Origin of the sequence: Streptomyces sp. NPDC088794 (genome assembly GCF_044750545.1) — a bacterium.
In the GTDB taxonomy this organism is placed as follows: Bacteria; Actinomycetota; Actinomycetes; order Streptomycetales; family Streptomycetaceae; genus Streptomyces.
Map to the genome: position 1 here is coordinate 97,176 of NZ_JBIVKB010000018.1, position 22,386 is coordinate 119,561.

At 70.6% G+C, this 22,386-nt stretch carries 17 protein-coding genes; 4 read left to right on the forward strand and 13 right to left on the reverse strand.

What is annotated here, in order from left to right; genetic code table 11:
• The first annotated feature begins 40 nt into the window (after positions 1–40).
• Entirely contained in the window at positions 41–643 is a 603-nt protein-coding gene (locus ACIP6U_RS39370) for a class I SAM-dependent methyltransferase (RefSeq protein ID WP_401727533.1), read from the forward strand.
• A gap of 32 nt (positions 644–675) precedes the next feature.
• Here ACIP6U_RS39370 and ACIP6U_RS39375 read toward each other — a convergent pair whose 3' ends face one another.
• Both ACIP6U_RS39375 and ACIP6U_RS39380 read right to left on the reverse strand, forming a co-directional pair.
• On the reverse strand, positions 676–1,176 hold the full coding sequence (locus tag ACIP6U_RS39375; protein ID WP_401727534.1) for a DUF402 domain-containing protein: 501 nt from the start codon (positions 1,174–1,176) through the stop codon (positions 676–678).
• Complete coding sequence (locus ACIP6U_RS39380) at positions 1,157–2,086, reverse strand: GNAT family N-acetyltransferase (protein WP_401727535.1); 930 nt, start codon at positions 2,084–2,086, stop codon at positions 1,157–1,159. The genes ACIP6U_RS39375 and ACIP6U_RS39380 overlap by 20 nt, the downstream gene beginning before the upstream one ends.
• A gap of 71 nt (positions 2,087–2,157) precedes the next feature.
• On the opposite strand from ACIP6U_RS39380, the gene ACIP6U_RS39385 reads away from it, so the two are divergent.
• Positions 2,158–2,529 carry a GntR family transcriptional regulator gene (locus ACIP6U_RS39385; protein ID WP_401727536.1) on the forward strand — a complete coding sequence of 124 codons (372 nt, stop codon included), beginning with the start codon at positions 2,158–2,160 and terminating at the stop codon, positions 2,527–2,529.
• Between the two features lie 108 nt (positions 2,530–2,637).
• On the opposite strand, the gene ACIP6U_RS39390 is transcribed toward ACIP6U_RS39385, so the two are convergent.
• Positions 2,638–3,732 (reverse strand): DUF5925 domain-containing protein, encoded by a 1,095-nt coding sequence (locus ACIP6U_RS39390; RefSeq protein ID WP_401727537.1) that lies wholly within the window; start codon positions 3,730–3,732, stop codon positions 2,638–2,640.
• Positions 3,733–3,944: 212 nt separating this feature from the next.
• Between ACIP6U_RS39390 and ACIP6U_RS39395 the strand changes: the two genes are divergently transcribed.
• A complete protein-coding gene (locus tag ACIP6U_RS39395; RefSeq protein WP_401727538.1) occupies positions 3,945–5,369 on the forward strand; it encodes a xylan 1,4-beta-xylosidase in 1,425 nt (474 codons plus the stop codon).
• Positions 5,370–5,437: 68 nt separating this feature from the next.
• Here ACIP6U_RS39395 and ACIP6U_RS39400 read toward each other — a convergent pair whose 3' ends face one another.
• From ACIP6U_RS39400 to ACIP6U_RS39425, 6 genes are all read right to left on the reverse strand, one after another.
• Positions 5,438–9,346 (reverse strand): lipopolysaccharide biosynthesis protein, encoded by a 3,909-nt coding sequence (locus tag ACIP6U_RS39400; protein WP_401727539.1) that lies wholly within the window; start codon positions 9,344–9,346, stop codon positions 5,438–5,440.
• Entirely contained in the window at positions 9,339–10,139 is an 801-nt protein-coding gene (locus tag ACIP6U_RS39405; RefSeq protein ID WP_401727540.1) for a polysaccharide deacetylase family protein, read from the reverse strand. Before ACIP6U_RS39405 ends, ACIP6U_RS39400 begins: the two co-directional genes overlap by 8 nt.
• Positions 10,132–11,175, reverse strand: coding sequence for a glycosyltransferase family 2 protein (locus ACIP6U_RS39410; RefSeq protein ID WP_401727541.1), 1,044 nt, complete (start codon positions 11,173–11,175; stop codon positions 10,132–10,134). Before ACIP6U_RS39410 ends, ACIP6U_RS39405 begins: the two co-directional genes overlap by 8 nt.
• Positions 11,172–12,038, reverse strand: a complete 867-nt coding sequence (locus ACIP6U_RS39415) for a glycosyltransferase family 2 protein (RefSeq protein WP_401727542.1) — start codon at positions 12,036–12,038, stop codon at positions 11,172–11,174. The genes ACIP6U_RS39410 and ACIP6U_RS39415 overlap by 4 nt, the downstream gene beginning before the upstream one ends.
• A gap of 367 nt (positions 12,039–12,405) precedes the next feature.
• A complete protein-coding gene (locus tag ACIP6U_RS39420; RefSeq protein WP_401727543.1) occupies positions 12,406–12,729 on the reverse strand; it encodes a hypothetical protein in 324 nt (107 codons plus the stop codon).
• A 305-nt stretch (positions 12,730–13,034) separates the two neighbouring features.
• Positions 13,035–14,243: a S8 family peptidase gene (locus ACIP6U_RS39425; protein WP_401727544.1), complete on the reverse strand. Its 1,209-nt coding sequence runs from the start codon at positions 14,241–14,243 to the stop codon at positions 13,035–13,037.
• Between the two features lie 315 nt (positions 14,244–14,558).
• Here ACIP6U_RS39425 and ACIP6U_RS39430 point away from each other — a divergent pair, with 315 nt between their 5' ends.
• Positions 14,559–15,365 (forward strand): SGNH/GDSL hydrolase family protein, encoded by an 807-nt coding sequence (locus tag ACIP6U_RS39430; protein ID WP_401727545.1) that lies wholly within the window; start codon positions 14,559–14,561, stop codon positions 15,363–15,365.
• 33 nt (positions 15,366–15,398) lie between these two features.
• Here the strand turns inward: ACIP6U_RS39430 and ACIP6U_RS39435 are convergent, their stop codons facing one another.
• The 4 genes from ACIP6U_RS39435 to ACIP6U_RS39450 all read right to left on the reverse strand — a co-directional run bounded on the left by ACIP6U_RS39435 (position 15,399) and on the right by ACIP6U_RS39450 (position 22,201).
• Positions 15,399–17,021, reverse strand: a complete 1,623-nt coding sequence (locus ACIP6U_RS39435) for a protein kinase (RefSeq protein WP_401727546.1) — start codon at positions 17,019–17,021, stop codon at positions 15,399–15,401.
• A gap of 63 nt (positions 17,022–17,084) precedes the next feature.
• The gene (locus ACIP6U_RS39440; RefSeq protein WP_401727547.1) at positions 17,085–18,767 is read right to left on the reverse strand and encodes a nickel/cobalt transporter; all 1,683 of its coding nucleotides are present in this window, start codon (positions 18,765–18,767) and stop codon (positions 17,085–17,087) included.
• Positions 18,764–20,458, reverse strand: a complete 1,695-nt coding sequence (locus ACIP6U_RS39445; RefSeq protein ID WP_401727548.1) for a tetratricopeptide repeat protein — start codon at positions 20,456–20,458, stop codon at positions 18,764–18,766. The genes ACIP6U_RS39440 and ACIP6U_RS39445 overlap by 4 nt, the downstream gene beginning before the upstream one ends.
• Before the next feature lie 207 nt (positions 20,459–20,665).
• Complete coding sequence (locus ACIP6U_RS39450) at positions 20,666–22,201, reverse strand: DUF4331 domain-containing protein (RefSeq protein ID WP_401727549.1); 1,536 nt, start codon at positions 22,199–22,201, stop codon at positions 20,666–20,668.
• Between the last annotated feature and the right edge of the window lie 185 nt (positions 22,202–22,386).

The window sequence follows — 22,386 nt, forward strand, 5'->3', positions numbered from 1 at the left end:
CACGATTCGGTTGTCAGTGGCGGGTGTCACTCTTGGGCGCATGACGAACGACGAGGGTTTCCCCGTGGACTGGGACGCCGAGGCCGCGGGCTTCGACCAGGAGCCCGACCACGGGCTGCGCGACCCCGTGGTGCGCGCGGCCTGGGCCGAGCGGCTGCGCGACTGGCTGCCCCCGCGCTCCTCCGACGTCCTCGACCTCGGCTGCGGCACCGGCAGTCTGTCGCTCCTCGCGGCTGAGCAGGGACACCGCGTCACCGGCGTGGACGCGTCCCCGGCCATGGTCGACCTCGCCAGAGCGAAGCTCGCCGGACGTGACGCGGTGTTCCTCCTCGGTGACGCGGCGGCACCCCCGGTGGGCGAGCAGCTCTACGACACCGTGCTCGTCCGGCACGTGCTGTGGACGCTGCCCGACCCCGGCCGGGCCCTGCGGCACTGGCGGGGGCTGCTGCGCCCGGGCGGCCGGCTCGTGCTCGTCGAGGGCGTGTGGGGCACGGTCGGCCCGGTCGGCATACCCGCCGACCGGCTCGAGGGCCTGGTGGCACCGCTCGCCGGACAGGTCCGGGTGGAGCGGCTGTCGCAGGACGCGCAGCTGTGGGGGAGGAACGTGGCGGACGAGCGGTACGTGGTGGTGGCCGTGGTGTGAGACGCCGGAGCGGTCACACCCGGCGAGCGGCTTCAGACCAGCAGCGCTTCGAAGTCGCCCTCGACGGCGACGCGTTCCAGTTCGTCCAGCGCGGCCACGGCGGCGGCAGCGGCCTCGGGATCCGACTCCGTGAGACCGCTCTCCGCGAACTCGTCCTCGTCCAGACGGCGTACGTCCCTGCCGTCGGCGGAGCGCCACAGGTCCAGGTCGAGGTCCTCGACGACGAGTTCGGCGCCGGAGAGCACGGCGGGGCGGGTGATGTCGCAGTACCAGCCCTTCACCGCACCCGAGGAATCACGGACCTCCTTCACCGCGTACCAGCGGTCGCGCCAGTAGTACTCGGTGAAGACATCGCCCTTCTCGAACCGGACGAAGCCGAAGTCGCGCACGCCCTCGCCGGCCCAGGGGGCGCGTACGGCGATCCGGTTGCCGTCGTCGCCGAGCAGCTCGGCGGCGTAACGGATCTTCGTGCGGCCCGCCTTGACGAGCACGACGTCCAACCACCGTGCCGGGTCAGCCGAGTTCGCGGACATACCGCACCTCCGTCCCACAGACCTCGTATCCGAACCACTTGTTGACCGCGAGCATCGGCTCGTTGCCGGTGTCGTTGCCCGTGAGGGCCTCCGTGTACCCGGCGGCGCGGGCGCGGTGCAGGGAGTCGTTCTTGGCGAGCTTGGCCAGGCCGCGGCCGCGGAAGTCGCGGGAGGTGCCGGTCATCGCGGTGCCGTAGCGGGTGCCGCCGTCGGTGCGGGCCAGGGTGAAGGCGGCGGGGCGGCCGTCGACCAGGACGACCGAGGTCAGTTCGGGGCTGAACTGCGGGTGCCGCCAGGTCTCCGCGAGCCAGGCCTCGTAGTCCGTGAACGCGACGTCCACGTCGCTCGGTTCGTCGGCCATCGTCTCCGCGTCCAGCCGGAACACCGGGCGCGGGTCGTCCGCGTAGTCGGCACCGGTACGCAGTTCGACGCCGGCGGGGAGGTCCTGGCGGGGCGGCAGGGTGCCGTTCACCAGGTCGAGACGGAGGAACTGGGCCGAGCGGCTGGCACGGTAGCCGCGGCGCTCGGCGAACGCGCGGTCGGCCGGCGCGTCGACGACCCAGGCGTACAGCTTCGTCGCCCCGTTCGCGGCCAGGTGCTCCTCGGCGGCGCGGACCAGGAGCGCGCCGGCGCCGCGACGGGTGCGGTCCGGGTGGACGTAGATGTTGAGATACCCCTGGCCCGGCTCCGGGCTCTCGTGGGCGAGGCCCACCTGCGCCGTGCCGATCAACTCGCCGTCCTGCTCCGCGACGAGGGAGCGGTTGCGGGCGGCCGGGGGCGTGTGGGTCAGGTTGTGGAGGATGGCCTCCGGGGTCCACAGGATGTGCGGGAGTGCCCGGTGGCGGATGTCGGAGAACTCCGCCACCTCGGCCGGCACGTCGGTGCGGAGGTCGCGCACGGTCACAGTCATGACGGCGAACGCTACGGGCCGGAGGCGACCCGATGCCTCCTATTTTCGGGTGGGTGCGGGACAATCGCTGCGTGACCTTGAAGATCCACATCGACGACAGTGCCGCGCCCTACGAGCAGGTGCGGTCGCAGATCTCCGAACAGGCGCGGGCGGGGGTGCTGCCGGTGGGGTACCGGCTGCCGACCGTGCGGGGTCTTGCCGAGTCGCTCGGGCTCGCGGCGAACACGGTGGCCAAGGCGTACCGGGCGCTGGAGACGGACGGGGTGATCGAGACGCGGGGGCGCAACGGAACGTTCGTGGCTGCCGCCGGCTCGGCCGCTGAGCGGGAGGCGGCGTCGGCTGCTCAGGCTTACGTCGATCGGGTTCGGCGTCTTGGGCTGGCCGAGGGGGATGCGTTGGCCGCCGTGCGGGATGCCCTGCGGGCGGCTTACGGGGCGAGTTGAGGTGAGTTCGGCACCGCCGAGACGCGGCGCTGTGGCTGATCGCCGTGGCGGCGGAAAAAAGTTGGCGGAGTGAGCTGGAGGTCGGCCGATGGCCCCAGCTCCGAGCTCCTACAGGTACAGACCCGCGTCCGCGCCCTCCCGGGGTTCCGGCACCGCCGTCGGAGACGTCCCGCGGCGCAGGGCGTACAGCTCCGCCAGGGTCGCGCCCTCTCTGCCCACGCCCTCCTCCGTGCCGAGCCAGGTGACCGCCTCGCCGCGGGTCAAGGGGCCGACCTCGATGCGGGCGAGGCAGCGGCCGGGGCGGACGACGGCCGGGTGGAGGCGCTCCAGGTCCTCGTTGGTCGTCACGCCGACCAGGACGTTGCGGCCCTGGCCGAGGAGGCCGTCCGTCAGGTTCAGCAACCGCGACAACGCCTGGCCCGCCGTGTGCTTCGCCTCGCCGCGGATCAGTTCGTCGCAGTCCTCCAGGAGGAGCAGGCGCCAGCGGCCCTTGCCCGTGCCGTCCTCCTCGCCGATCGCGATGTCCATCAGATAGCCGACGTCGGAGAAAAGGCGCTCGGGGTCGAGGACGCAGTCCACCTGGCACCAGTCCCGCCAGGACCGGGCGAGGGTGCGCAGGGCGGAGGTCTTGCCGGTGCCGGGCGGGCCGTGCAGGAGCAGGAGCCGGCCCGCGATGTCCTCCGGGGTCGTCTTCATCAGGTGGTCCATCGCGTCCGCCACCGGCGCCGTGTAGTTGTCCCGCACCTCGTCCCAGGTGCCGGCGGAGATCTGCCGGGTGGTGCGGTGCGGGCCGCGCCTGGGGGAGACGTACCAGAAGCCCATCGTCACGTTCTCCGGCTGGGGTTCGGGCTCGTCCGCCGCGCCGTCCGTGGCCTGGTCGAGGACCTTCTCGGCCAGGTCGGCGGTGGTCGCGGTGACCGTGACGTCGGCGCCCCGGTTCCAGCGGGAGACGAGCAGGGTCCAGCCGTCGCCCTCCGCCAGCGTCGCGCTGCGGTCGTCGTCGCGGGCGACGCGCAGCACCCGGGCGCCGGCCGGCAGCAGCGTGGCACCCGTGCGTACACGGTCGATGTTGGCCGCGTGCGAGTACGGCTGCTCGCCCGTCGCGAAGCGGCCGAGGAACAGCGCGTCGACGACGTCGGACGGTGAGTCGCTGTCGTCTACGTTGAGCCGGATCGGCAGAGCGTCGTGTGGGTTGGCAGACATGGCGTCCATGATCCGACACCGGGGCGTCCGGTGCACCCGCTTTCCGCAGTGCGTCGGGTGTGTCGGCGAAGGCCGCTTGGTCCGGTTGTGTCCGTGTTGTGTCCCCGGGGTGTCCGCGCGGTATCTCCCCCGTATCCCTTCCGTCCTGTTACAGAGCTGTGCAGCCACAACACCTGCCCGATCGAGGACGCCCTTGGTTACTGTTGCCCTCAATGGGACGTCATGGGTGGACTTCGGGGGCAGGGCGGTGGCGGCTCACCGCGCTGCTGGGCGTGGGCGTGGCCGCACTGGCCCTCATCGTGACGCTGATCAACACCCTGCTGGACGGCGGCGCGAGCACGGCCGGCACCTCGCGCAACGGCGACACCGTGCACGGCACTCCGGCGACCCCGCCCGACCAGGACCGACCTGAGGTCGGCTGGGGTTTCACGCACACCCAGTTCAGTGCCGACGAGGGCAGCTCCGCCGCCACCGAACAGGTCGAGGGGCTGATCTCCGACGCCGGCGGTATGCCGCAGGACCAGGCGATCATGGGCTGGGGCGCGGACAACCCCGAGCCGGTGAAGGGGCGTTACGACTTCGGCGCGATGGACCGCCGCATCGACTTCATCCGCAAGTCCGGCGGCACCCCGGTGGTCACCCTGTGCTGCTCGCCGGACTGGATGAAGGGCGGCAAGGCCGGTGTGAACAACACCAATTGGAGCCAGGCCGCGCTGGAGACCGCCCCGCAGCCCGCGCACTTCGCCGACTTCGCCGCGCTCGCCGCGACCGTCGCCAAGCGCTACCCGGACGTCCGTCACTTCGTCGTCTGGAACGAGTTCAAGGGCTTCTGGAACGACTCCCAGGGCCGCTGGGACTACGAGGGCTACACCAAGCTCTACAACCTGGTCTACAAGGCGCTGAAGAAGGTCGACAAGGACATCATGGTGGGCGGGCCCTACCTGGTGATGGACAGCGTGGACCCGCGCGCGAGCGAGGCCTCCTCGACGTTCAAGGGGCCCTGGGGCGCCATGGACCAGCGGGTCCTGGACGCCTTCGACTACTGGAACAAGCACAAGGCGGGCGCCGACTTCGTCGTCGTCGACGGCTCCAGCTACACCAACGACGACGAGCTGCTGCCCAACGAGTTCGCGGCCACCGACAAGTTCACGGCCGTCGGCAAGTGGGTGCGCCAACAGACCGGCGACAAGCTGCCGTTGTGGTGGGCCGAGTACTACGTCGAACCCGCCGACGGCAAGGACGAACGCAGAGGCTGGTCCGAGAACCGCCGCGTCGCCGTCCAGGCCGCCGGAATGATCGCCATGGTCAAGGGCGGTGCCTCCTCCGGCTTCTACTGGAACCCCGAGGACGAGAAGGGCACCGACTGCCCCGGCTGTCTGTGGACACCGACCGACGGCGCGGCCGGCGGCAAGAAGCTGCCCATGTTCGACCTGATCGCCCGCTTCAACCAGGAGTTCGGGCCCGGGACGACGTACGACCCCGTCTCCGTGGCCGCCGACGACGTGCCCAACGTCCGTGTCCTGGCCACCGACAAGGCGGTCCTGGTGGTCAACACCCTGAACCGGTCGATCAGCGCGAAGGTGGACGGGAAGCAGTTCGCGATGCAGGCCTACGAAGTGAAGTGGCTCACCAGGTAGGCCCGTTGAGGCCGGTCGACCCGGTGAGCCACGTCTCGTGCGCCCGCTGCCTCAGTGCTCCTTCATCGCTACTTCATCGTCAGGAACCGTTGGATCAGCGAGGCCAGCAACACCGCCAGCAGGGGCAGTGAGAACCAGAAACTGCTCTGCAGCCACCGCAGTTGACGCACGCTCGGCCGCACCGCGACCCGGACCACCTCGCGGGCCGTCAGCAGCACGATCAGGGCGAGAGCGGCCAGGCCGCCGACGACCGACCACGGCGTCCAGGTGATCTGCGGTCCGATCGGGCCCGGGTCCGGCTTCGGCACCGCGCCCGCAGGCTGCTTCTTGAGCGAGTACATGGTGACGTCGTCGTTGACCAGGACCTTCTTGAGCTCCGTGCGCTGGTCCAGGTTCCGGACCAGCCGGGGCTCCCAGCTGGCCGAATAGCCCACGTCCAGTTGGAGATACCTGATCTGGCTGACATTGATCATCAGATACGAGTTCGGACCCGCGTCCTTGAGCGCCTTGACCAGCCCTGACACCAGCACCGGGTCGGCCGGTGCCAACGTCGGCAGATAGTCGACCCGTTCCATGTCCTTCGCGCCCCACGGCATCGCCGGCGTCACGTCGTTCACCGGGTCGCTGGTCAGCCACAGCAGGCGTGCCGTCGGCTTGTCGTGGGCGTAGACGTAGTCCATCGCCGCGACCTCGCCGGGGCGCACCCGCTCGAACGGCTCGTTGCCCCAACGGGCCACCAGGAAGCCGCCCATGAGGAGCAGACCCGCCATCAGGGCGGCCAGCGGGGCCAGGCTCACCCGGTCCTTGTCCCGTTCCTCGGCGGTGACGCCGGTGCGCGGGAAGAAGGCGAGACCGGCCAGCAGGGCCGCCCCCGGCACCGCGAACATGAAGACGCGCAGCGCCATTTCGCCGCCGTACGACTGCATGCCGAAGCCCAGGAACGGGACGAAGGTCAGGACCAGCAGCGAGCGCTCGCGGTACTTGTGGTCGCGCCGGCGCCACCAGCCCCAGCAGGCGAACGCCATCACACCGCCGGCCAGCAGCACGCGCACGTACAGCACCAGCTTGTGGGTCGAACTGCCGCCCTCGATACGGCCGGAGACCGACGAGGACACATTGCCGCCGACCCCGCCGACCCCGCCGAACAGGTCCTGGAAGTGCCCGGACCAGTACGGCTCGGCCATGAAGCCCAGCCAGACCGTGACCAGTACGCCGAACAGGATGGGCAGGCCGCGCAGTTCGGACTTGCCGATCAGCACGAGCACGGCCAGGACGCCCAGCATCATGAACGGCGTGAGCTGGTGGGCCGGGACGCTCGCCGCGTACAGGCCGATCAGGACGGCGAGCAGAACGGCCTTCTGCCGCCGGTCAGTTGGCTCCACCTCCGCCTCGCCCGGGCGCGCCTTGGCCCAGATCACGCGCGGCGCGCGGAACCAGACCAGCAGGATCGCCACGAACAGCAGATAGAGGAAGTACGTGAAGCCCTGCGGGGAGAAGTAGTCCTGACCCACCCAGCTGCTCAGCGCGAAGATCCAGATGCCGGTCCACTTGGCCCGCCAGCTCGCCCGCATCGAGCGCACCAGCAGGAACATCGGGGCCAGATAGAGGAGTTCGATCGCGGTCGGCCACCAGCGGATGACCTCGGTGAGGTCATCGACCCCGCACGCCTTCGCGACGAACGCGGTCACCGCGAAGAAGCCCGGCCAGCTCCAGCGGGCGTCCAGGTCGGGCACGGCCGAGCCGGTGCGGTCGATGTAGTCGAGGAAGCCCAGGTGCTGCCAGGCGGTCGGGAAGCGCGGCTCGCTCTCGATCACCGCGGGCAGCGCGTGCAGGGACACCACGGTCGCCAGCAGGGTGATCAGCAGCAGCGTCTTGTGCTCACGGCCCAGCCACAGCAGCGAGGCGAACACCGCGACCAGCAGCGCGGCCCCGACCAGCGTCGGCAGCGGCAGCACCGAGATGAGCCCCAGACCGCCCATCCGGTCCAGGTCCGCGTCGTCGAGCCGGGCCGCGGGCACCCAGTACAGCAGCAGCGCGGAGACCAGCAGACAGCCGAGGACGACTCCGAAGCGGGTGGGCTGCAGCCGCTCGCGCAACGACAGGGCCGGCGGCGGCGCGACGGGCTCGGGTACCTCTTCGCGTACGGGCGGGTCGTGGCGTACGACCGATGCGGCCACCGCTCGTACGCCCCCGGAACCTGAACCCGAACCCGAATCCGAGTTCCGATCAGCGTCGGTGTCGGTGTCGGTGTCCGTGTCCGGGCTTGAGGTGAAGTCGGCCTCGAACTCCGCCTCGAACGGGGCGTCCACCTCCACCTCGGCCGGTCCCAGGGAGGCCTCCGAGCCGGGCTCGCGCTCCTCCACGGGCAGCCCGACCTCCGGGTTCTTCGCCCAGGTCGGCCGGTGGTCGGCGCGTACGGCGCGTACCGCGGGGATGCCGGTGGGCGGGGTGCCCGGCCCCGGCCGCACGTCGGGACGGCGTTCCTGGTGGTCGAAGTCGACGAGGATGCCGAGCGCGAGGGTGTCGCTGTCCAGCGCCCAGGCCGGTCCGCGCCGGCGCGGCTGGTCGGTGGACGGCACCTCGCGCGCGCCCAGGTCGGCGAGGTCCCCGTCGGGTGCCGCGTCCTCGGGGACGGCGGCGGGCGCGGCCTTGAGGACGCGGTACAGCTTGGGCGCGGCGATCAGCACGATCACCGCGAGCGAGGAGATCTCGGCGACGCCCGCGCCGGTGAGGCCCATCCGGGGCAGCAGGAGCAGGGTCAGACTGAGCACCAGCACGCACAACAGGCCCTGTAGCCAGGCGAGTCCGGCGGTACGGCTCTGCGCGCGCAGTACCGCGAAGTACGTCTCCATGACGACCCGCAGCACCGCGCCGACCGCGAACCAGCGCAGCAGCGGCGTCGCCGCGTCCGCGTAGCCCGCGCCGAACACGCCGAGGATCCACGGCGCCCCGATGAACAGCAGCCCGCAGATCGGCAGCATGATCCGCGCCATCCGCCGCAGCGCGGCACGGGTGTTGGAGGCCAGCCGGGCCGGGTCGTGCGAGCCCTCGACGGTCAGCGAGGCGCCCATGTTGATGGCGAGCAGGTTGACCGTGCCGCCTATCGTCGTGGTGATGTAGAAGTACGCGTTGTCCTCGGAGCTGACCTGCGAGGCGATGATCACCGGGATGAGATAGACGACGGCGAGCGAGAACAGCGAACCGGTGTAGTCGCCGGCGAGGAACCTGCCGATCTCCTTCAGCGTCGGCGGCTTGGCCCGTTCCTCGGTGGCCTTGATGTGCCGCGGCACCAGGCGCCGGAAGACCATCCAGCCCAGCGGCACCACGGAGAAGGCGATCGCGGCGACCCAGGACGCGAAGACACCGCTCGTGGCGAGCGTCGTCGCCAGCGCCACCAACAGCCCCAACTTCACCGCGGAGAACACGGTGTTGCCCACCGGCACCCAGGGCGCGCTCCTGAGTCCGGTCAGCACCCCGTCCTGGAGGGTGAGCAGGTTCCAGGCGACGACGGCCACGACGAACCCGACAGCGGTGAGCGGCCCGTGCAGGAAGCGGTACGAGGGACCCCACATGTTCAGGGTGAGCAGGAAGATCCCCGCCGCGCACGCCACGACCAGCGAACTGCCCGCGTACGTACGGAAGATGAGGCGTCCGGTGGCCCGTCCGGCGACCGGGATGAAGCGGGCCAGGGCGCCGGTCAGGGTCACCGCGGTCAGGCCCGCGAGGAACTTCATCGCGGCGATCGCGGCGGAGCCCTGGCCGACCGCGGACTCGGAGTAGTAGCGGGCCGCGGCCAGCCAGAAGCCGAGGCCGAGCACGGCGGAGATGCCCGTGTTGAGCATCAGGGCGTAGGCGTTGCGGAACAGCTGGTTGCCGCCCTTGGACCTGCCCATGCCGGGCAGCCGGAGCCGGCGCCGCGGCTGCTCGGGCGCCTGGGTGGTGGGCTCTGCCTCGGTCGTGGTCGTCGTGTCAGACACGGGAACGGATGGCCTTCCGGCGGACCTGTCGTGCTCTGCGGACCATGGCGTACCCCTTGGTGAGGGCACGGTCCCTGGCGAAGGTACGGGCGATCGCGCGGCCCTCGACCAGCCGCTCGAACTCCTCGATCCCGGTGGTGCGGCGCACGGTGACCCGCCGCAGGGCGTACGGGCCCTGGCGGCGGCGCGCGAGGTCGTTGCCGACGGCGAGCGCCTGGGCGTAGCCCGTCTCGCGCACCGCCCGGCGCACCCGGCGGCTGGAGTAGCCGTACGGGTAGGCGAACGAGGCCGGTACGGTGCCCAGTTCGTCGGCGACGATCTCCTTGCAGTGGATCAGCTCATGGCGCAGTGTCTCGTCGTCGAGCTGGTCGAGCTGCGGGTGGGTGTGGCTGTGGCCGCCGATCTCCACGTCGGTGGCGGCCAGTTCGCGGACCTGGTCCCAGTCGAGCATGAGGTCCAGGCCGCCCCCGGTGTCGTGGGCGCCCCTGATCCAGCCGGTGGAGACGAAGACGGTGGCCGCGAAGCCGTGCTTGGCGAGCACGGGCAGCGCGTGCCGGTGCACGCCCTCGTAGCCGTCGTCGAAGGTGACCAGCACGGGACGCGGCGGCAGTGGTCGGCCGGTACGCCAACATGCCGCCAGCTCCGCCGTGTTGACCGGGACGAGCCCCAAGTCCCCGATGAGCGCCATCTGTTCGGTGAACGCCTCGGGCGCGACCGACAGTTCGCGGGTGGCGTCGTTCGGCGAGGTGGCGACCGAGTGGTACATGAGGACCGGTACGGGCGTCTCAGTCATGAGAGCCCCCCTCGGCCGCGTGATCCCCCTCGGTCGTGCGCTCTCCCTCGATCTCGACCACGGAGAACGTGGCGCCCCCCTTGCGGGCCCGGACACTGCCCACCACGTAGCCGCCGGCCGCCGTGAGCACGCCCGCGACGATCGCGCCCGCCCGGCCCGCGCCGCCCGGCCGCGCCAGCACGGCGTCCCGCAGCCCGCGGGCCACACCGGCCGGCAGCACCCGGGTCGCGTACCGGCGTTCGGACTCAAGTCCCTTGTCCGCGCCCACACTTCGCGCGACCAGAGCCTTCGACAGACCTTCGGCGTAGGCACGCGTGCGGAAGTACCCGAAGTGCTCGCGCGCGTCGGGCACCCGGTGGTGGATCACCGCGCGGTCGTCGATCAGCAGCACCGCGTCGGGCCTGGCGCGGGTGAGGCGGATGCACAGTTCCGTCTCCTCGCAGCCCAGCGGGCGCTTGTCGCCGTCGCGGCCGATGCCGGTCGCGAAACCGCCCGCCGCGTCGAACGCCGTACGCCGGAACGAGGCGTTGCCGCCGAGGACGTTGCGGACCTGGACCCGGCCCGGCGGCAGCCCCTTGTACGTGCAGCCCACCACCCAGTCGAACTCCTCCGGGAACCAGGCCGGACGCCTGCCCGACGCCCAGATCGGCATCGTACGGCCGCCGACGGCCATCACCCGCGGGTCGGCGTAGCCCTCGGCGAAGCGGCGCAGCCAGTCGCGTTCGGCCACCGCGTCGTCGTCGAGGAAGGCGATCACCTCGCCGCGCGAGGCCGCGATGCCGGTGTTGCGGCCCGCGGACAGCCCGCGAGGGCCCGCGTTGGCGAACACGCGGACCTCACCGGACCGTTCGAACGCCCCGTGTTCCTTGTACTCCTTGCTCAGACGGTCCAGCAGAGCCGGATTGTGGTCGACGACCAGCAGGGTCTCCAGCGCGGGGTGCGACTGCGTGCGCACCGAGGAGACCGCCGCGAGGATGTCCTCCCAGCGGTCCTCGGTGTAGACGCAGATCACGACGGAGATGTCGAGATCGCTCAAGACACCTCTCCCTGCACCGAGTCGAGCGTGACCTGGTCGAGCGGGACCGGGGCAGGCTCGACGGCGGCGAGCATCGGGGAGTGGTGCTCCTGGCGGCGCAGTTCACGCCGGTTGGAGCGCTCCTTGAGGATCACCTTGAGCACCCGAATCCCGTCCCGCACGGCCCGCAGATTGCTGGTGCCGTGGATACGGAGGTACTCGTGGCTGGGGATCTCCTGCACCTTGAGCCCGGCCTTGACCACCCTGATGTTGATCAGGGTCTCGATCTCGAAACCGGTGCAGTCCAGGGAGATCTTGTCGAGGCAGTGCCGCCAGAACGCGTTGTAGCCGTAGCAGAGATCGGTGTAGCGGGCGCCGAACTTGCGGTTGACGATGGTGCACAGTGCCCAGTTGCCGAGCTTGCGGATGAACGTCATGTCGTCGGTGCCGCCGCCGTTGGCGAAGCGGGACCCCTTGGCGAAGTCCGCGCCCGAGACCAGCGCGGAGACATAGCTGACGATCTCGTTGCCGTCGGCCGAGCCGTCCGCGTCGACCATCACGATGATGTCGCCGCTGCACGCCTCGAACCCGGTGATCAGGGCGTCCCCCTTGCCCTTGCCGCGCTGCTCGACGACCTTGACGTTCGGCCACAGGCCGCGCGCCACCTCGACGGTGTCGTCGGTGGAGTTGCCGTCCACAAGGACCACTTCATGTATCCAGTCAGGAAGGGTCTTGAAGACGTACGGGAGATTCTCCGCCTCGTTCATGGCAGGGATCACCACACTCACCGGTGGCGCGATGGCCAGGTGAGAAGAGATCGGCCGGTACTTGCTGGCTGCTGACGGACCGTGATCCGTGGTCGCCGGCCGCAGAACAGAACTCATGAGTCTGGTCCCTCTCGTCCGGTGGACCGCCCGCCCCAAGGGCGGCCCGGTTTCGTGTCCGGTTCGAAAGGGGGGTTCTCACCCCTGCGACATGCCGAACGGGTCTCCGAACATGCCGGGCGAGCTGGCAGAACTGGCCGCCTGCCGGAAAACGGCAGCCGGTCGCGCGGCACGACTCGGTGAAAAGCGGTCACCGAGCACGGCACCCCCCTACCGCGCCCCGCGCCGGGCTCCATCGCGGTCCTTGAGCCCTCCCCTAGAGCCGCTAGATGATGGACCGATGCGGGTGAGATGTACGACGGTATTGATGATTGAACCTGTATGGCAAGACCTGGAACGTGGCCTCACGTTTTTGTTGGTTTGACCGTTACTGAACTTTGTCCAGTGTTTCCGAACGTCCGTACAACCGTCGGACAAGCACCGGTGCGAACACCAGCAGACTGATCACGGTCACCGCGACGACACCGCCGCGGACGGACCATCGGTGTACGGCCAACATCCCTTGCGCCACAAGCATGTTGACCACGATCGCGCCGGCGATCGAGGCCAGCACGCGGCCGAAGGGCTCCAGCCCGCGCAGCGCCACGGCGATGGCCGTGGCGGGAGCGGCGAGCAGGAAGAAGAGGGTGAGCGGGCCACGCAGAGGTGAGTCGGTATCGGTCAGCGCGAGCAGCGCGCCGAATCCCCCCACGGCCGTGGCGGCTCCCGCGAGCAGCGGTGTCAGGTCCCTCCCCGGACCAGGTCGCGCTCGCTCGGTGCCGTCGGTCGACGTTCTTTTGAGACGGATGGTCTGCATTGGCGACTATGCCCCCCAGCACGCCGGATGCCGGGCTTCAATGTCGCGCAGTACTAGACGGGGCGTCAAGATGCGGAAGGTGTTCACGTCATTCCTTGGGCAGCCCCTGAATACCTCTGTACCCTGCGGCCCCACATACGCGTTCCCCGGAGGCGCCGGCTGCCTCCGGGGAACGGTCGTTCGGGTACTGCGGTGCGGTGTTACGGGACGAGCTTGAGGAGCTTGTTCGGCGAGCCGGTGCCCGCGCTGGTGACGACGTTCGACGTGGCTCCGTTCACCAGGGCCGTGGCGACCGCGGCCGGGGTGGCCGAGGTGTGGCTCGCGAGGTAGACGGCCGCGGCGCCCGCGACGTGCGGGGTCGCCATGGACGTACCGGAGAGCGTGGCGGTGGCCGTGTCACTGGTGTTGTAGCCCGCCAGGATCGACGAACCCGGGGCGAAAATGTCCAGAACCGAACCGTAGTTGGAGTAGCTCGCCCGGGCGTCGGCGCTCGTGGTCGCGCCGACCGTGATCGCGGTGGCGACACGGGCCGGGGAGTAGGAGGAGGCGTTGGCGCTGCTGTTGCCCGCCGCGACCGCGTAAGTGACGCCGCTGGCTATGGAGTTGGCGACCGCGGTGTCGAGCGTGGTGGAGGCGGAGCCGCCCAGCGACATGTTGGCGACGGACGGGGTGGTGTGGTTCTCGGTGACCCACTCGATGCCGTCGATGACACCCGTGGTGGTGCCGGAGCCGCTGTTGTCGAGCACCCGGACCGCCACGATGTTCGCCTTCTTGGCGACGCCGTAGGTCGTGCCCGCGATGGTCGTGGCCACGTGCGTGCCGTGGCCGTTGCCGTCGGATGCGGTGGTGTCGCCGTCGACCGCGTCGTAGCCGTAGGAGGCCCGGCCGCTGATCTGGGTGTGGGTGATGCGCACGCCGGTGTCGATGACGTACGCCGTCACGCCGGCGCCCGCGGTGTCCGGGTAGGTGTAGGTGCCGGACAGCGGCAGCGCGGCCTGGTCGATGCGGTCCAGGCCCCAAGGAGCGCTGGACTGCGTGGTGTCGGCCAGCTGGAAGCGCTGGTTCTGCTCGACCGAGGCCACCGACGGGTCGGCGGCGAGTCTCTTCGCCTCGGTCGCCGTCAGGGTGGCCGAGTAGCCGTTGAGCACGGTGTCGAAGGTCTTCCTGACCGTGCCGCCGTACTCCTTGATCAGCCCCTTGCCCGCCGTCGAGGCCGCCTTGAGGCCGGCGGTCTTCTTCAGCGTGACGATGTAGCTGTCCTTGACCGCGGTGGGGGAACCGGCCGAGAGGACCTTGCCCTCGGCCGGGGCGGCCTGGGCGGGCAGTGCGGTGAGCCCGCCGACGAGGGCGGCGGTCGCGAGGCCGGTGACGGCGGCGAACCGGAGTGTGCTGCTACGCAGTTGTGCCATTACGAGGGAGTCCTCCTCCAGGCTGCGCGCGCCTGGGTCGGGCGCGCGACTGTGGGGGGTGCGCGCGTCGTCGCGCACACGGCCCGGAACGTCGCGTTCCCGTTCAAGGCTGCGTAAAGCGTCGACCATCTACGTGCGTAGAACAAGGGAGTTGAAAGCCTGTCAACAAATCTGTCATGGGCACGTAATCAAACGCATGGCGAACACACAGGGTGGGTGTCGGTACCAGCGGGAAAGTCTTGACATGAGCACTTCCCGTCGATGCGCGTAGTTGGTACGACGGTTACGGCAGAGATCCTGCTAAAGGGAGGTTCCATGAGACGTTCCCGAATTGCGGTCTTCGTGATCTCCACCCTCCTCGCCGCCGGTACGGCCCTCACCGGGGCAGTCGCGGCGCAGGCGTCCCAAACCGCCGCCGCCGGGGGCTATGTGGCCCTCGGCGACTCCTACTCCTCCGGGGTCGGAGCGGGCAGCTACATCGGATCCAGCGGCGACTGCGATCGCAGCACCAAGGCGTACCCCTACCTGTGGGCCGCCGCCCATTCACCCTCGAAGTTCGACTTCACCGCTTGCTCGGGCGCTCGTACGGGTGATGTTCTCGCCGGCCAGCTGGGTCCGCTCAGCACGGCCACGAGCCTTGTCTCCATCACCGTCGGAGGCAATGACGCGGGCTTCGCCGACGTCATGACGACCTGTGTGCTCCAGTCCGACAGCTCCTGCCTCTCGCGGATCAAGACCGCGAAGGCGTACGTCGACTCCACGCTCCCGAAGCAACTCGACACCGTCTACACGGCGATCCGCGACAAGGCGCCCAACGCGCACGTGGTCGTCATCGGCTACCCCCGCTTCTACAAGCTCGGCACCACCTGCGTCGGGCTCTCCGGGACCAAGCGGAGCGCGATCAACGGCGCGGCCGACTATCTGGACACCGCCATCAACAAGGCCGCCGCGAACCACGGCTTCACCTTCGGCGACGTCCGCGCCACCTTCACCGGGCACGAGCTCTGCTCCGGCAGCGCCTGGCTGCACAGCCTCAACCTGCTGAGCATCTCGACGTCGTACCACCCCACCGCGGCCGGCCAGTCCGGCGGCTATCTGCCCGTACTGAACAGCGCCGCCTGACCGGTTCCGCCTCCTGACCCCGCGTCCCGGCCGTCACTGGTCCGGCGACTCGGACGTACTGGCGGAGGCTCCGCCCGACGGAGTCTCCGCCACACAGGTCACCGTGAACGGCACCGAGTTGGACTTCTTCTCCACCGGCGAGCGCACCTCGACACTGATCGAGTTCCGGAACGTCCCCGTGCTGTCGTACGTCGTCACGAACGCCTTGTCCTGCTTGGTCTTCCCGCCGCCCTCGGGGAAGGACAGGGTCTTCCACCCGTCGTCCATGACCTGCCCGTCCGCGGACACCCACCGGTAGCTCACCTGCGCCGGCAGCTTCCCCACCGTGATCGTCGCCGTGAACGTGGGCGCCTGCGCGCTCGGCGGCGGACAGCTCCCGGAGTAGTCGGTGTTGGCCCCCTCCAGCGAGACCTGCACCGACTGCTGGGCGGACGGGCTCGACGAACTCTTGCTCGCGCTCGGCGAGGAACTCTCCTCGTCGTCACCGGAATCGGTGGCCGTGGCGCTCTGCGAGGTACCGCCCCCGGTCTTGGTGCTGGCCCCCGAGTCGGCCGAACCCCCGTCGCCGTCACCGTTGTTCAGCAGCGCGTACGTCAGTCCGGCCAGCGCCAGTGCCAGGACGACCGCGCCCACGATCAGCGCGACGGCGGCCCCGCGATTGCGCTCCGGCGGTGTGGCCGGCGAGGTCGTGGTGCGCCCCGGCCCGGGCACGGGCCGCGTCGGGGTGGCGGCCGTATACGGCTGGGACGGCGTCGACGACTCCTGTGACGGATAGCCGATGGTCGTCGGCGGATACACCGGCGCCTGCGCCATGGGGGCGTCGACCGTGCCGCCCGCGGCGATGATCCGCAGATCCCGCTCCGCCTGCTCGGCCGGCAGCCGCTCGGCCGGGTCCTTGCGCAACAGCGCCTCGATCACCGGCGCGAGCGGACCGGCCCGGTGCGGGTACGGCAGCTCCTCGTCGACGATCGCACGCAGGGTGTTGAGCGGAGTGGCCTGCCGGAAGGGCGAGTTGCCCTCGACGGCCGCGTACAGCAGTACGCCCAGCGACCACAGGTCCGACTCGGGACCCGGGGTGCGGCCCAATGCCCGCTCCGGGGCGAGGAATTCGGGCGAGCCGATGACCTCGCCGGTCATGGTCAGCGCCGAACTGCCCTCGACCATGGCGATGCCGAAGTCGGTGAGCACCACCCGGTCGTCGTTCGAGATCAGCACGTTGGCCGGTTTCACGTCCCGGTGCAGCACCCCGGCCGCGTGCGCCGCCCGCAGCGCGGCCAGCACCTCGGCACCGATGTGCGCGGCGCGCTGCGGACTCAACGGGCCCTCGATGTCCAGGAGTTCGGCCAGCGAGATGCCCCGCACCAGCTCCATCACGATCCACGGCCGGTCGTCCTGCATCGCCACGTCGTACACGGTGACGACGTTGCGGTTGGCGACCCGGGCCGCGGCCCACGCCTCCCGCTCCAGGCGGGCGTACATCCGCGAGATCTCCGAGGTCGGCAGCCCGGCGGGCGCGCGCACCTCCTTGACGGCGACCTCGCGGTGCAGCAGCTCGTCGCGGGCGCGCCACACGGTTCCCATCCCGCCCTCACCGAGGGGCGACAGAAGCCGGTAACGGCCGGCGATCACACGTTCACTGCCCGGTTCTTCGGACACGGGCGTCCCCCCATAGCATCCGCGCGATGTCTCCACTCCGCGTCATTTGTGCCCAAAAGTAGCTCAGCCGAGTGCGGATGCCGCCCCCTTGAGCACCAATCCGGCCCCGAGTGCCACGACCAGCAACGCCGACATCAGCGGCGCGGACCTGCGGACCAGGGTCGTCATCGGATGGCTCGTCAGGCGCGGGCGCCTGTCCAGCACCCGAGTCATTCCGGTACCCAGCTTGACGACGGCGAATCCAGCCGCCGTCAGGGTCAGCGCGAGCCCCACGCCGTAGGCCACGACGAGCAGCAGCCCGAACCAGGCCTGACCGAGCGCCATCGCGCCAACGAGCACGACGACGGCGGACGGGCTCGGCACGAGCCCTCCGGCGAAGCCGAGCAGGATCGTCCCCCGCACGGTGGGGGCGATGGCGTGCGTGTGGGTGAAACCGCCGTGACTGTGTTCGAGGGGGGAGTCGGGGGCGGGGTGAGGGTGAGGGTGATGCGGGTGGTCGTGGGAATGGGGGTGCGGGTGGGGGTGACTGTGGTCGTGGTGGCTGTGGTCGTGGTGGTCGTGGTGGTCGTGAGTGTGCGGGTGGGGATGCGGGTGGGGGTGGGTCTCGGTGGTGGTGTCGGCGTGCGCGGTGTGCGCGGAGACCAGGACGAGGGCGCGTTCCTCGACCTTCTCGGCCGCGGGCTCGTGCGGGTGGTCGTGGCTGCGGCTGTGCACGCGGCTGCGCCAGGCCCTGCGGACGAGGGTCGCGCCCGCGAAGAGGACCAGGACGCCGCTCGCGATGCCCAGCCAGGCGATCACCGAGGGGGTCGCCGCCGAGCCCGCCGTGACCAGGAGGCCCAGGGCGACCACGCCGAGCGTGTGGGTGACCGTCACCGAGGCCGCCAGGGGCAGCACGTCCTTCAGGCGGGCCTTGCCCCCGCGGGCGGCTGCCGTGGCGGCCATCAGGGTCTTGCCGTGGCCCGGGGCGAGCGCGTGCATCGCGCCCAGGACGACCGCGATGAGCAGGGCGAGCGCGGCGAAGCCGACGGTGAGGTCGTGCCGGGCCACCAGGTCGTCCAGGGCGCGGGTCCAGCGGTCGGCGCCGCGCGGCAGCACGGAGGCGCCGGGGGCGGCCCGGTCGTCCTCGGCCAGGGCCGGTCCGCCGGGGCGCACCCGCAGGGACGCGGTCGCGGTGTCGGCGGGGGAGGAGAGCAACTCCTTGGGATAACTGGTGAGTTCGTGGGAGACCGAGGTCTTCGGTACGTCCGTCGCGGTCAGCGTCATCCGGTCGCCGCGCGCGGTGATCTCCCGCCAGCCGGGCCCGGAGGTGGCACCCGCGCTGTGGAAGCCGACGGCGACGGTCTCGCCCTTGGGCAGCGGGGCGGTGAGGCGGCACTCCACGCGCAGGGTGTCGAGGCCGGCCTGGCCGGGGCGCACGTGCGCCTTGCTGGTGCCGACGGTGAGGTCGGCGGCGCGGCCGTCGACGGTGACCTTGCTGCCGTCCGCCGCCTTCTCGCACCGCTCCCGCGCCCACTCGGTCATGCCGAGCCGCTTGATGTCCGGCTTGGCCTGGGTGGCGGGGATCTCGGCGAGGTCCTCGACGTGGTCGACGCGCAACTGGCCCGGGGCGGCGACGAGTCCGTCGTAGCGGTTGACGGTGAAGTTGCCGAGGGGGTGCGCGCTCGCGGCTCCGGAAGGGAGGAGCACGAGCGCGCAGGCGGCCGTGAACACGGCAGTGCAGGAGGCGAACAGACGACGGGGTGTCACTTGGCCGCCTCCAGTGCCTCACGGGCCGTGCGGGCGCCCAGGGGCGAGAAGCCGGGGTTCAGCTTCAGGGCCGCCTTCAGGTGGGCGCGGCCGTCCTTCGCGTGACCGGTGGCCAGCTCGATCATGCCGCGGTGGTAGATGAAGGAGGCGTTGCGGTAACCGGTGGCCGTGGCCTGCCGGGCGTACGGGAGGGCCTCTTCGTCGTGGCCGTTGACGTGCAGGGCCCAGGCGAGGGCGTCCGCGGTGTGCACGGTGTGCCGGCGGGCCCACTCGGCGCGGGCGGCGCGCAGGGCCGCGGCCTTGTCGCCGTGGTCCGCGGCGGCGAGCGCGGTGTCGAGGTCGGCGTTGACGCCGTTGGCGCGGGCCAGCGCGACCCAGGCGCCGACGAGGGCGTACTGGTCGGCGGCCTTCATCCGGTCGCCCTCGGCGCCGCGGTCCTCGTAGAGCTCGCCGAGTTCGACGAGCGGGCCGGGCAGCGGGTAGCGGGCGACGACCTGCTCCATGCCCTTGACGGCGCCGGCCCTGTCGCCGGTGGCGTACAGGGCGCGGGCGCGGCCCTCCAGGGCCGGCAGGTAGTTCTCGTCGGCGGCCAGCGCGCGGGCGTAGAAGGTGAGCGCGTTCTTGTAGTCGCCCTGGTTCCAGGCGAGTTGGCCGAGCTGGGCGGCCACGTAGGAGATGTCGCCGGGGGAGGTCGCGGTGGTCAGCGCCTGCTCCAGGACCCGGCGGGCGGTCTTCACGTCGCCGCGCAGTTCGTGCACGTAGGCGTACCGCGTGAAGACGGGGACGCCCGGGCGGCGGGTGTCGGCGATGTCGGCGGCCTTCGACGCGTCGGCGTAGCGGCCGAGTTCGACGAGGGCGTCGATGCGGGAGGAGAGCGCGTTCGCGCTGTAGGGGTTCTCCTTGAGGACCTGGTCGGCGTACTTCAGGGCGTCCTTGAAGTCGTGCCGGGCCGCGGCGAGAGCCGCCTGGCCGGTGACGGCCGCCTCGTTGCCGGGCTTCACCGCCAGCGAGCGGGCCAGCGCCTTCTCGGCCTGCGGGTAACGGGAGGGGTCGCCCTTCGTGCGGGCCTGCTCCACGTAGGCGAGTCCGAGGGTGGCCCAGCTGCCGAAGTCCCTGGGCTGCGAGCGCAGTTGGGACTGGAGCGAGGTGATGGTCGCGTCGATGTCACCGCTGGACAGGAGCGCCGGCGACATGGCGCTCGGCGCGGCGGCCACGGTCGTCCCGCCGCTGTCCTGCATGGCTCCGACCGCGATCGAACCGGCGGTGAGCGCGATGGCCAACAGCACGACGGAACCGCCGAGTTGAGCCGCCCGCCAGCGCCGTCCGACGGCCCCCACACGCCGCACGGCGGCGACCCGCTCGTCCGTCGCGGCGGAGGACGCCTCGGGCTTGCCGGAGTCCGCGGAGACCAAGTGGAGGGTGGGCACGGGCCGTTGCCTGGTCGCGGCGGCCTTCGCGCCGGCGGCTTTGATACCGGCGGACTTGGTGGCAGCGATCTTGGTGGCCGCGGCCTTGGTGCCGGCCGCCTTCGTGTCCGAGGGCGGCGTCGCGTCGCCGCTCGCGGGCTTCGTGTCCGTCGGTGCCGGCTCGCCGGTGGCGGGCTTCGTGGGCATGGCCTCGGGGTCCGAGGAGGCGGGCGGCGCGCTGCCGTCGGTCCTCGTCGGCTCGGTGTCGTTCGTACGCGGGGCCATGCCCTCTCCTCGATCGGAATGCGGTGAACGGAAGTCGTGCGGCGCGGCCCGCGCCGTGGGGGATGAGTACGAGCGGGCCGCGCCAGTCCGTGAGTCGGCCGGGGTTCGCGGACCGGGCGGCACCGCTTCAAGAGCCGCCCGATCCGCCACCTCCAGGGCCGGGTTCAGTGACCCCGGCCCGGCCATGGGGGGTTGTGGCCGAGTGGCCTAGTACGCCCGCTCCCGCATCCGGCGCCACCACATCAGGCCGCCGCCGATCAGCAGGATGCCGAGCGCGCCGGCGCCGGCGGATCCGGCGATCAGCGCGGTGTTGTCGGAGGTGGAGGAACCGGCCGGCTGCAGGGCGTCACCGAGCTGGTTCTTGACGTCGGTGCCGCCGGCGGTGCCCTTCGCGAGCGGACCGCGCGAACCCGAGGTCGGCTCGGCCACGTACGGGAAGTAGTTCTCGAAGCCCTTGTCGTTCTTGTCGACCGCGTCGCCCAGGTCGTTCTTGGAACCGACGAGTTCACCCTCCATGACCTGGAGCGCGGCGTCGATCACGTCGTCGGTGAGCCGACGCCCGTTCGGGAAGCCGCCGTTGTCGCCGTCCAGGACACCGAGCCGCTTGGGGTGCTTGGTCGCCGGGATCGACGTGTTCAGGCGCAGCATCTCCGACGGAGTCGCGTACGGCTGCAAGGTGTTGAGGTCCTTGACGCCCGTGAGGAACACGCTGACGAGGTCGTTGCGCGGCTCGGCCGGCGCCTTGATCTTGTAGATCGCCTCGATGAGCTTCGGGATCTCCGGCTCGGTCACGTTCTTGAGGAACTGCGCGTCGTCCTTGGGCTGGGACGCGTTGAACTTGTCCTTGTCCTTCTGCGGGTTGACGACCTCGTTGACCAGCGGGTTGCCCAGACGCGAGACCTGGGAGTAGTAGCCCTGCGCGTTCCTGCGCTGGGTCGTCGTGTAAATACCCACGGTCGGGCGGGACTTCGACTGCCGGATCAGGTCATTCGGCACCTGGAGGGCGATCGTGTTGACGTTGTAGCCCTTGAGGGTGTCGTTGCCGACCTCGGAGAGGTTGCCGCCGTACAGCAGGTCGAAGACGCGCAGGTCGGCGAAGAACGGGTCGTCGGCCTGGCCGGCGAAGGTCGCGCCGCCCTGCGAGGTCTTGTAGATCGCCTGCGAGCGCAGCTTCGCGTAGTCCGGCATCGACGCCTTGCCGACGTTCGACGGGGCCGCCGGGATGTCGTCGGCGATCCGGGCCTTGTACGACTGCTTGCCGTGCTTCAGCCGGATCAGGTCGATGTCGTAGGACTGCGTGATGTTGAGGTCGGGGTCGGTGAGGCTGGTCACCGGACCCGTGTTGTACAGGAACGTCTTCTTGTTCTTGATCTGCGTGCTGAAGGTGTAACGGAAGATCAGGTCGTCCAGTGCGTCACCGTTGTTGTCGATGTGCAGGTCGTACTGGGCGTCGTCCGCGAACTGGTAGAAGTTCGGGCCGCCGGCGGGCTCCTCGAACGGGATCCAGTTCGCCACGATCGTCGTGGTGTTCGCCTTGTCGGGGCTCGCGAACGCGTACAGGTCCGTGTTGTCGTACTGCGGAGTCCCCGAGATCAGGGGCGCCTCCCGGTGGGAGGAGGCCGAGGCCACTCCCGGTTCCAGCGCGGCCGTACCGGCGGCCGCGAGCCCCCCGGCGGCCAGCGCGCCGCATATGAGGGCCGCGATGTTCCTGCGCCCCGCACCGCTCCTGGAGATAGGTGTCATGCCGTCCGTCCTCAGTGCCAACTTGCCTGACGAACGCTGATTCGGAGCGGTCGGCAGGATGGATTGGTCGAATCCCAAACGTTCTTACGGCGGACTCGCACCCTCGTTTCAGCCGGAGCGGGAATCTTGTTTCGTCGGCCGCGGACCCGCGTTTCGGGCACGCTCATCCGTAACCCCATCCGGAG

What these genes read in the sequence shown, in the direction of transcription:
- ACIP6U_RS39370 (WP_401727533.1), top strand. Translation starts at nt 41, where the DNA reads ATGACGAACGACGAGGGTTTCCCCGTGGACTGGGACGCCGAGGCCGCG.
- ACIP6U_RS39375 (WP_401727534.1), bottom strand. Translation starts at nt 1,176, where the DNA reads ATGTCCGCGAACTCGGCTGACCCGGCACGGTGGTTGGACGTCGTGCTC.
- ACIP6U_RS39380 (WP_401727535.1), bottom strand. Translation starts at nt 2,086, where the DNA reads ATGACTGTGACCGTGCGCGACCTCCGCACCGACGTGCCGGCCGAGGTG.
- ACIP6U_RS39390 (WP_401727537.1), bottom strand. Translation starts at nt 3,732, where the DNA reads ATGTCTGCCAACCCACACGACGCTCTGCCGATCCGGCTCAACGTAGAC.
- ACIP6U_RS39395 (WP_401727538.1), top strand. Translation starts at nt 3,945, where the DNA reads ATGGGACGTCATGGGTGGACTTCGGGGGCAGGGCGGTGGCGGCTCACC.
- ACIP6U_RS39405 (WP_401727540.1), bottom strand. Translation starts at nt 10,139, where the DNA reads ATGACTGAGACGCCCGTACCGGTCCTCATGTACCACTCGGTCGCCACC.
- ACIP6U_RS39415 (WP_401727542.1), bottom strand. Translation starts at nt 12,038, where the DNA reads ATGAGTTCTGTTCTGCGGCCGGCGACCACGGATCACGGTCCGTCAGCA.
- ACIP6U_RS39425 (WP_401727544.1), bottom strand. Translation starts at nt 14,243, where the DNA reads ATGGCACAACTGCGTAGCAGCACACTCCGGTTCGCCGCCGTCACCGGC.
- ACIP6U_RS39430 (WP_401727545.1), top strand. Translation starts at nt 14,559, where the DNA reads ATGAGACGTTCCCGAATTGCGGTCTTCGTGATCTCCACCCTCCTCGCC.
- ACIP6U_RS39445 (WP_401727548.1), bottom strand. Translation starts at nt 20,458, where the DNA reads ATGGCCCCGCGTACGAACGACACCGAGCCGACGAGGACCGACGGCAGC.
- ACIP6U_RS39450 (WP_401727549.1), bottom strand. Translation starts at nt 22,201, where the DNA reads ATGACACCTATCTCCAGGAGCGGTGCGGGGCGCAGGAACATCGCGGCC.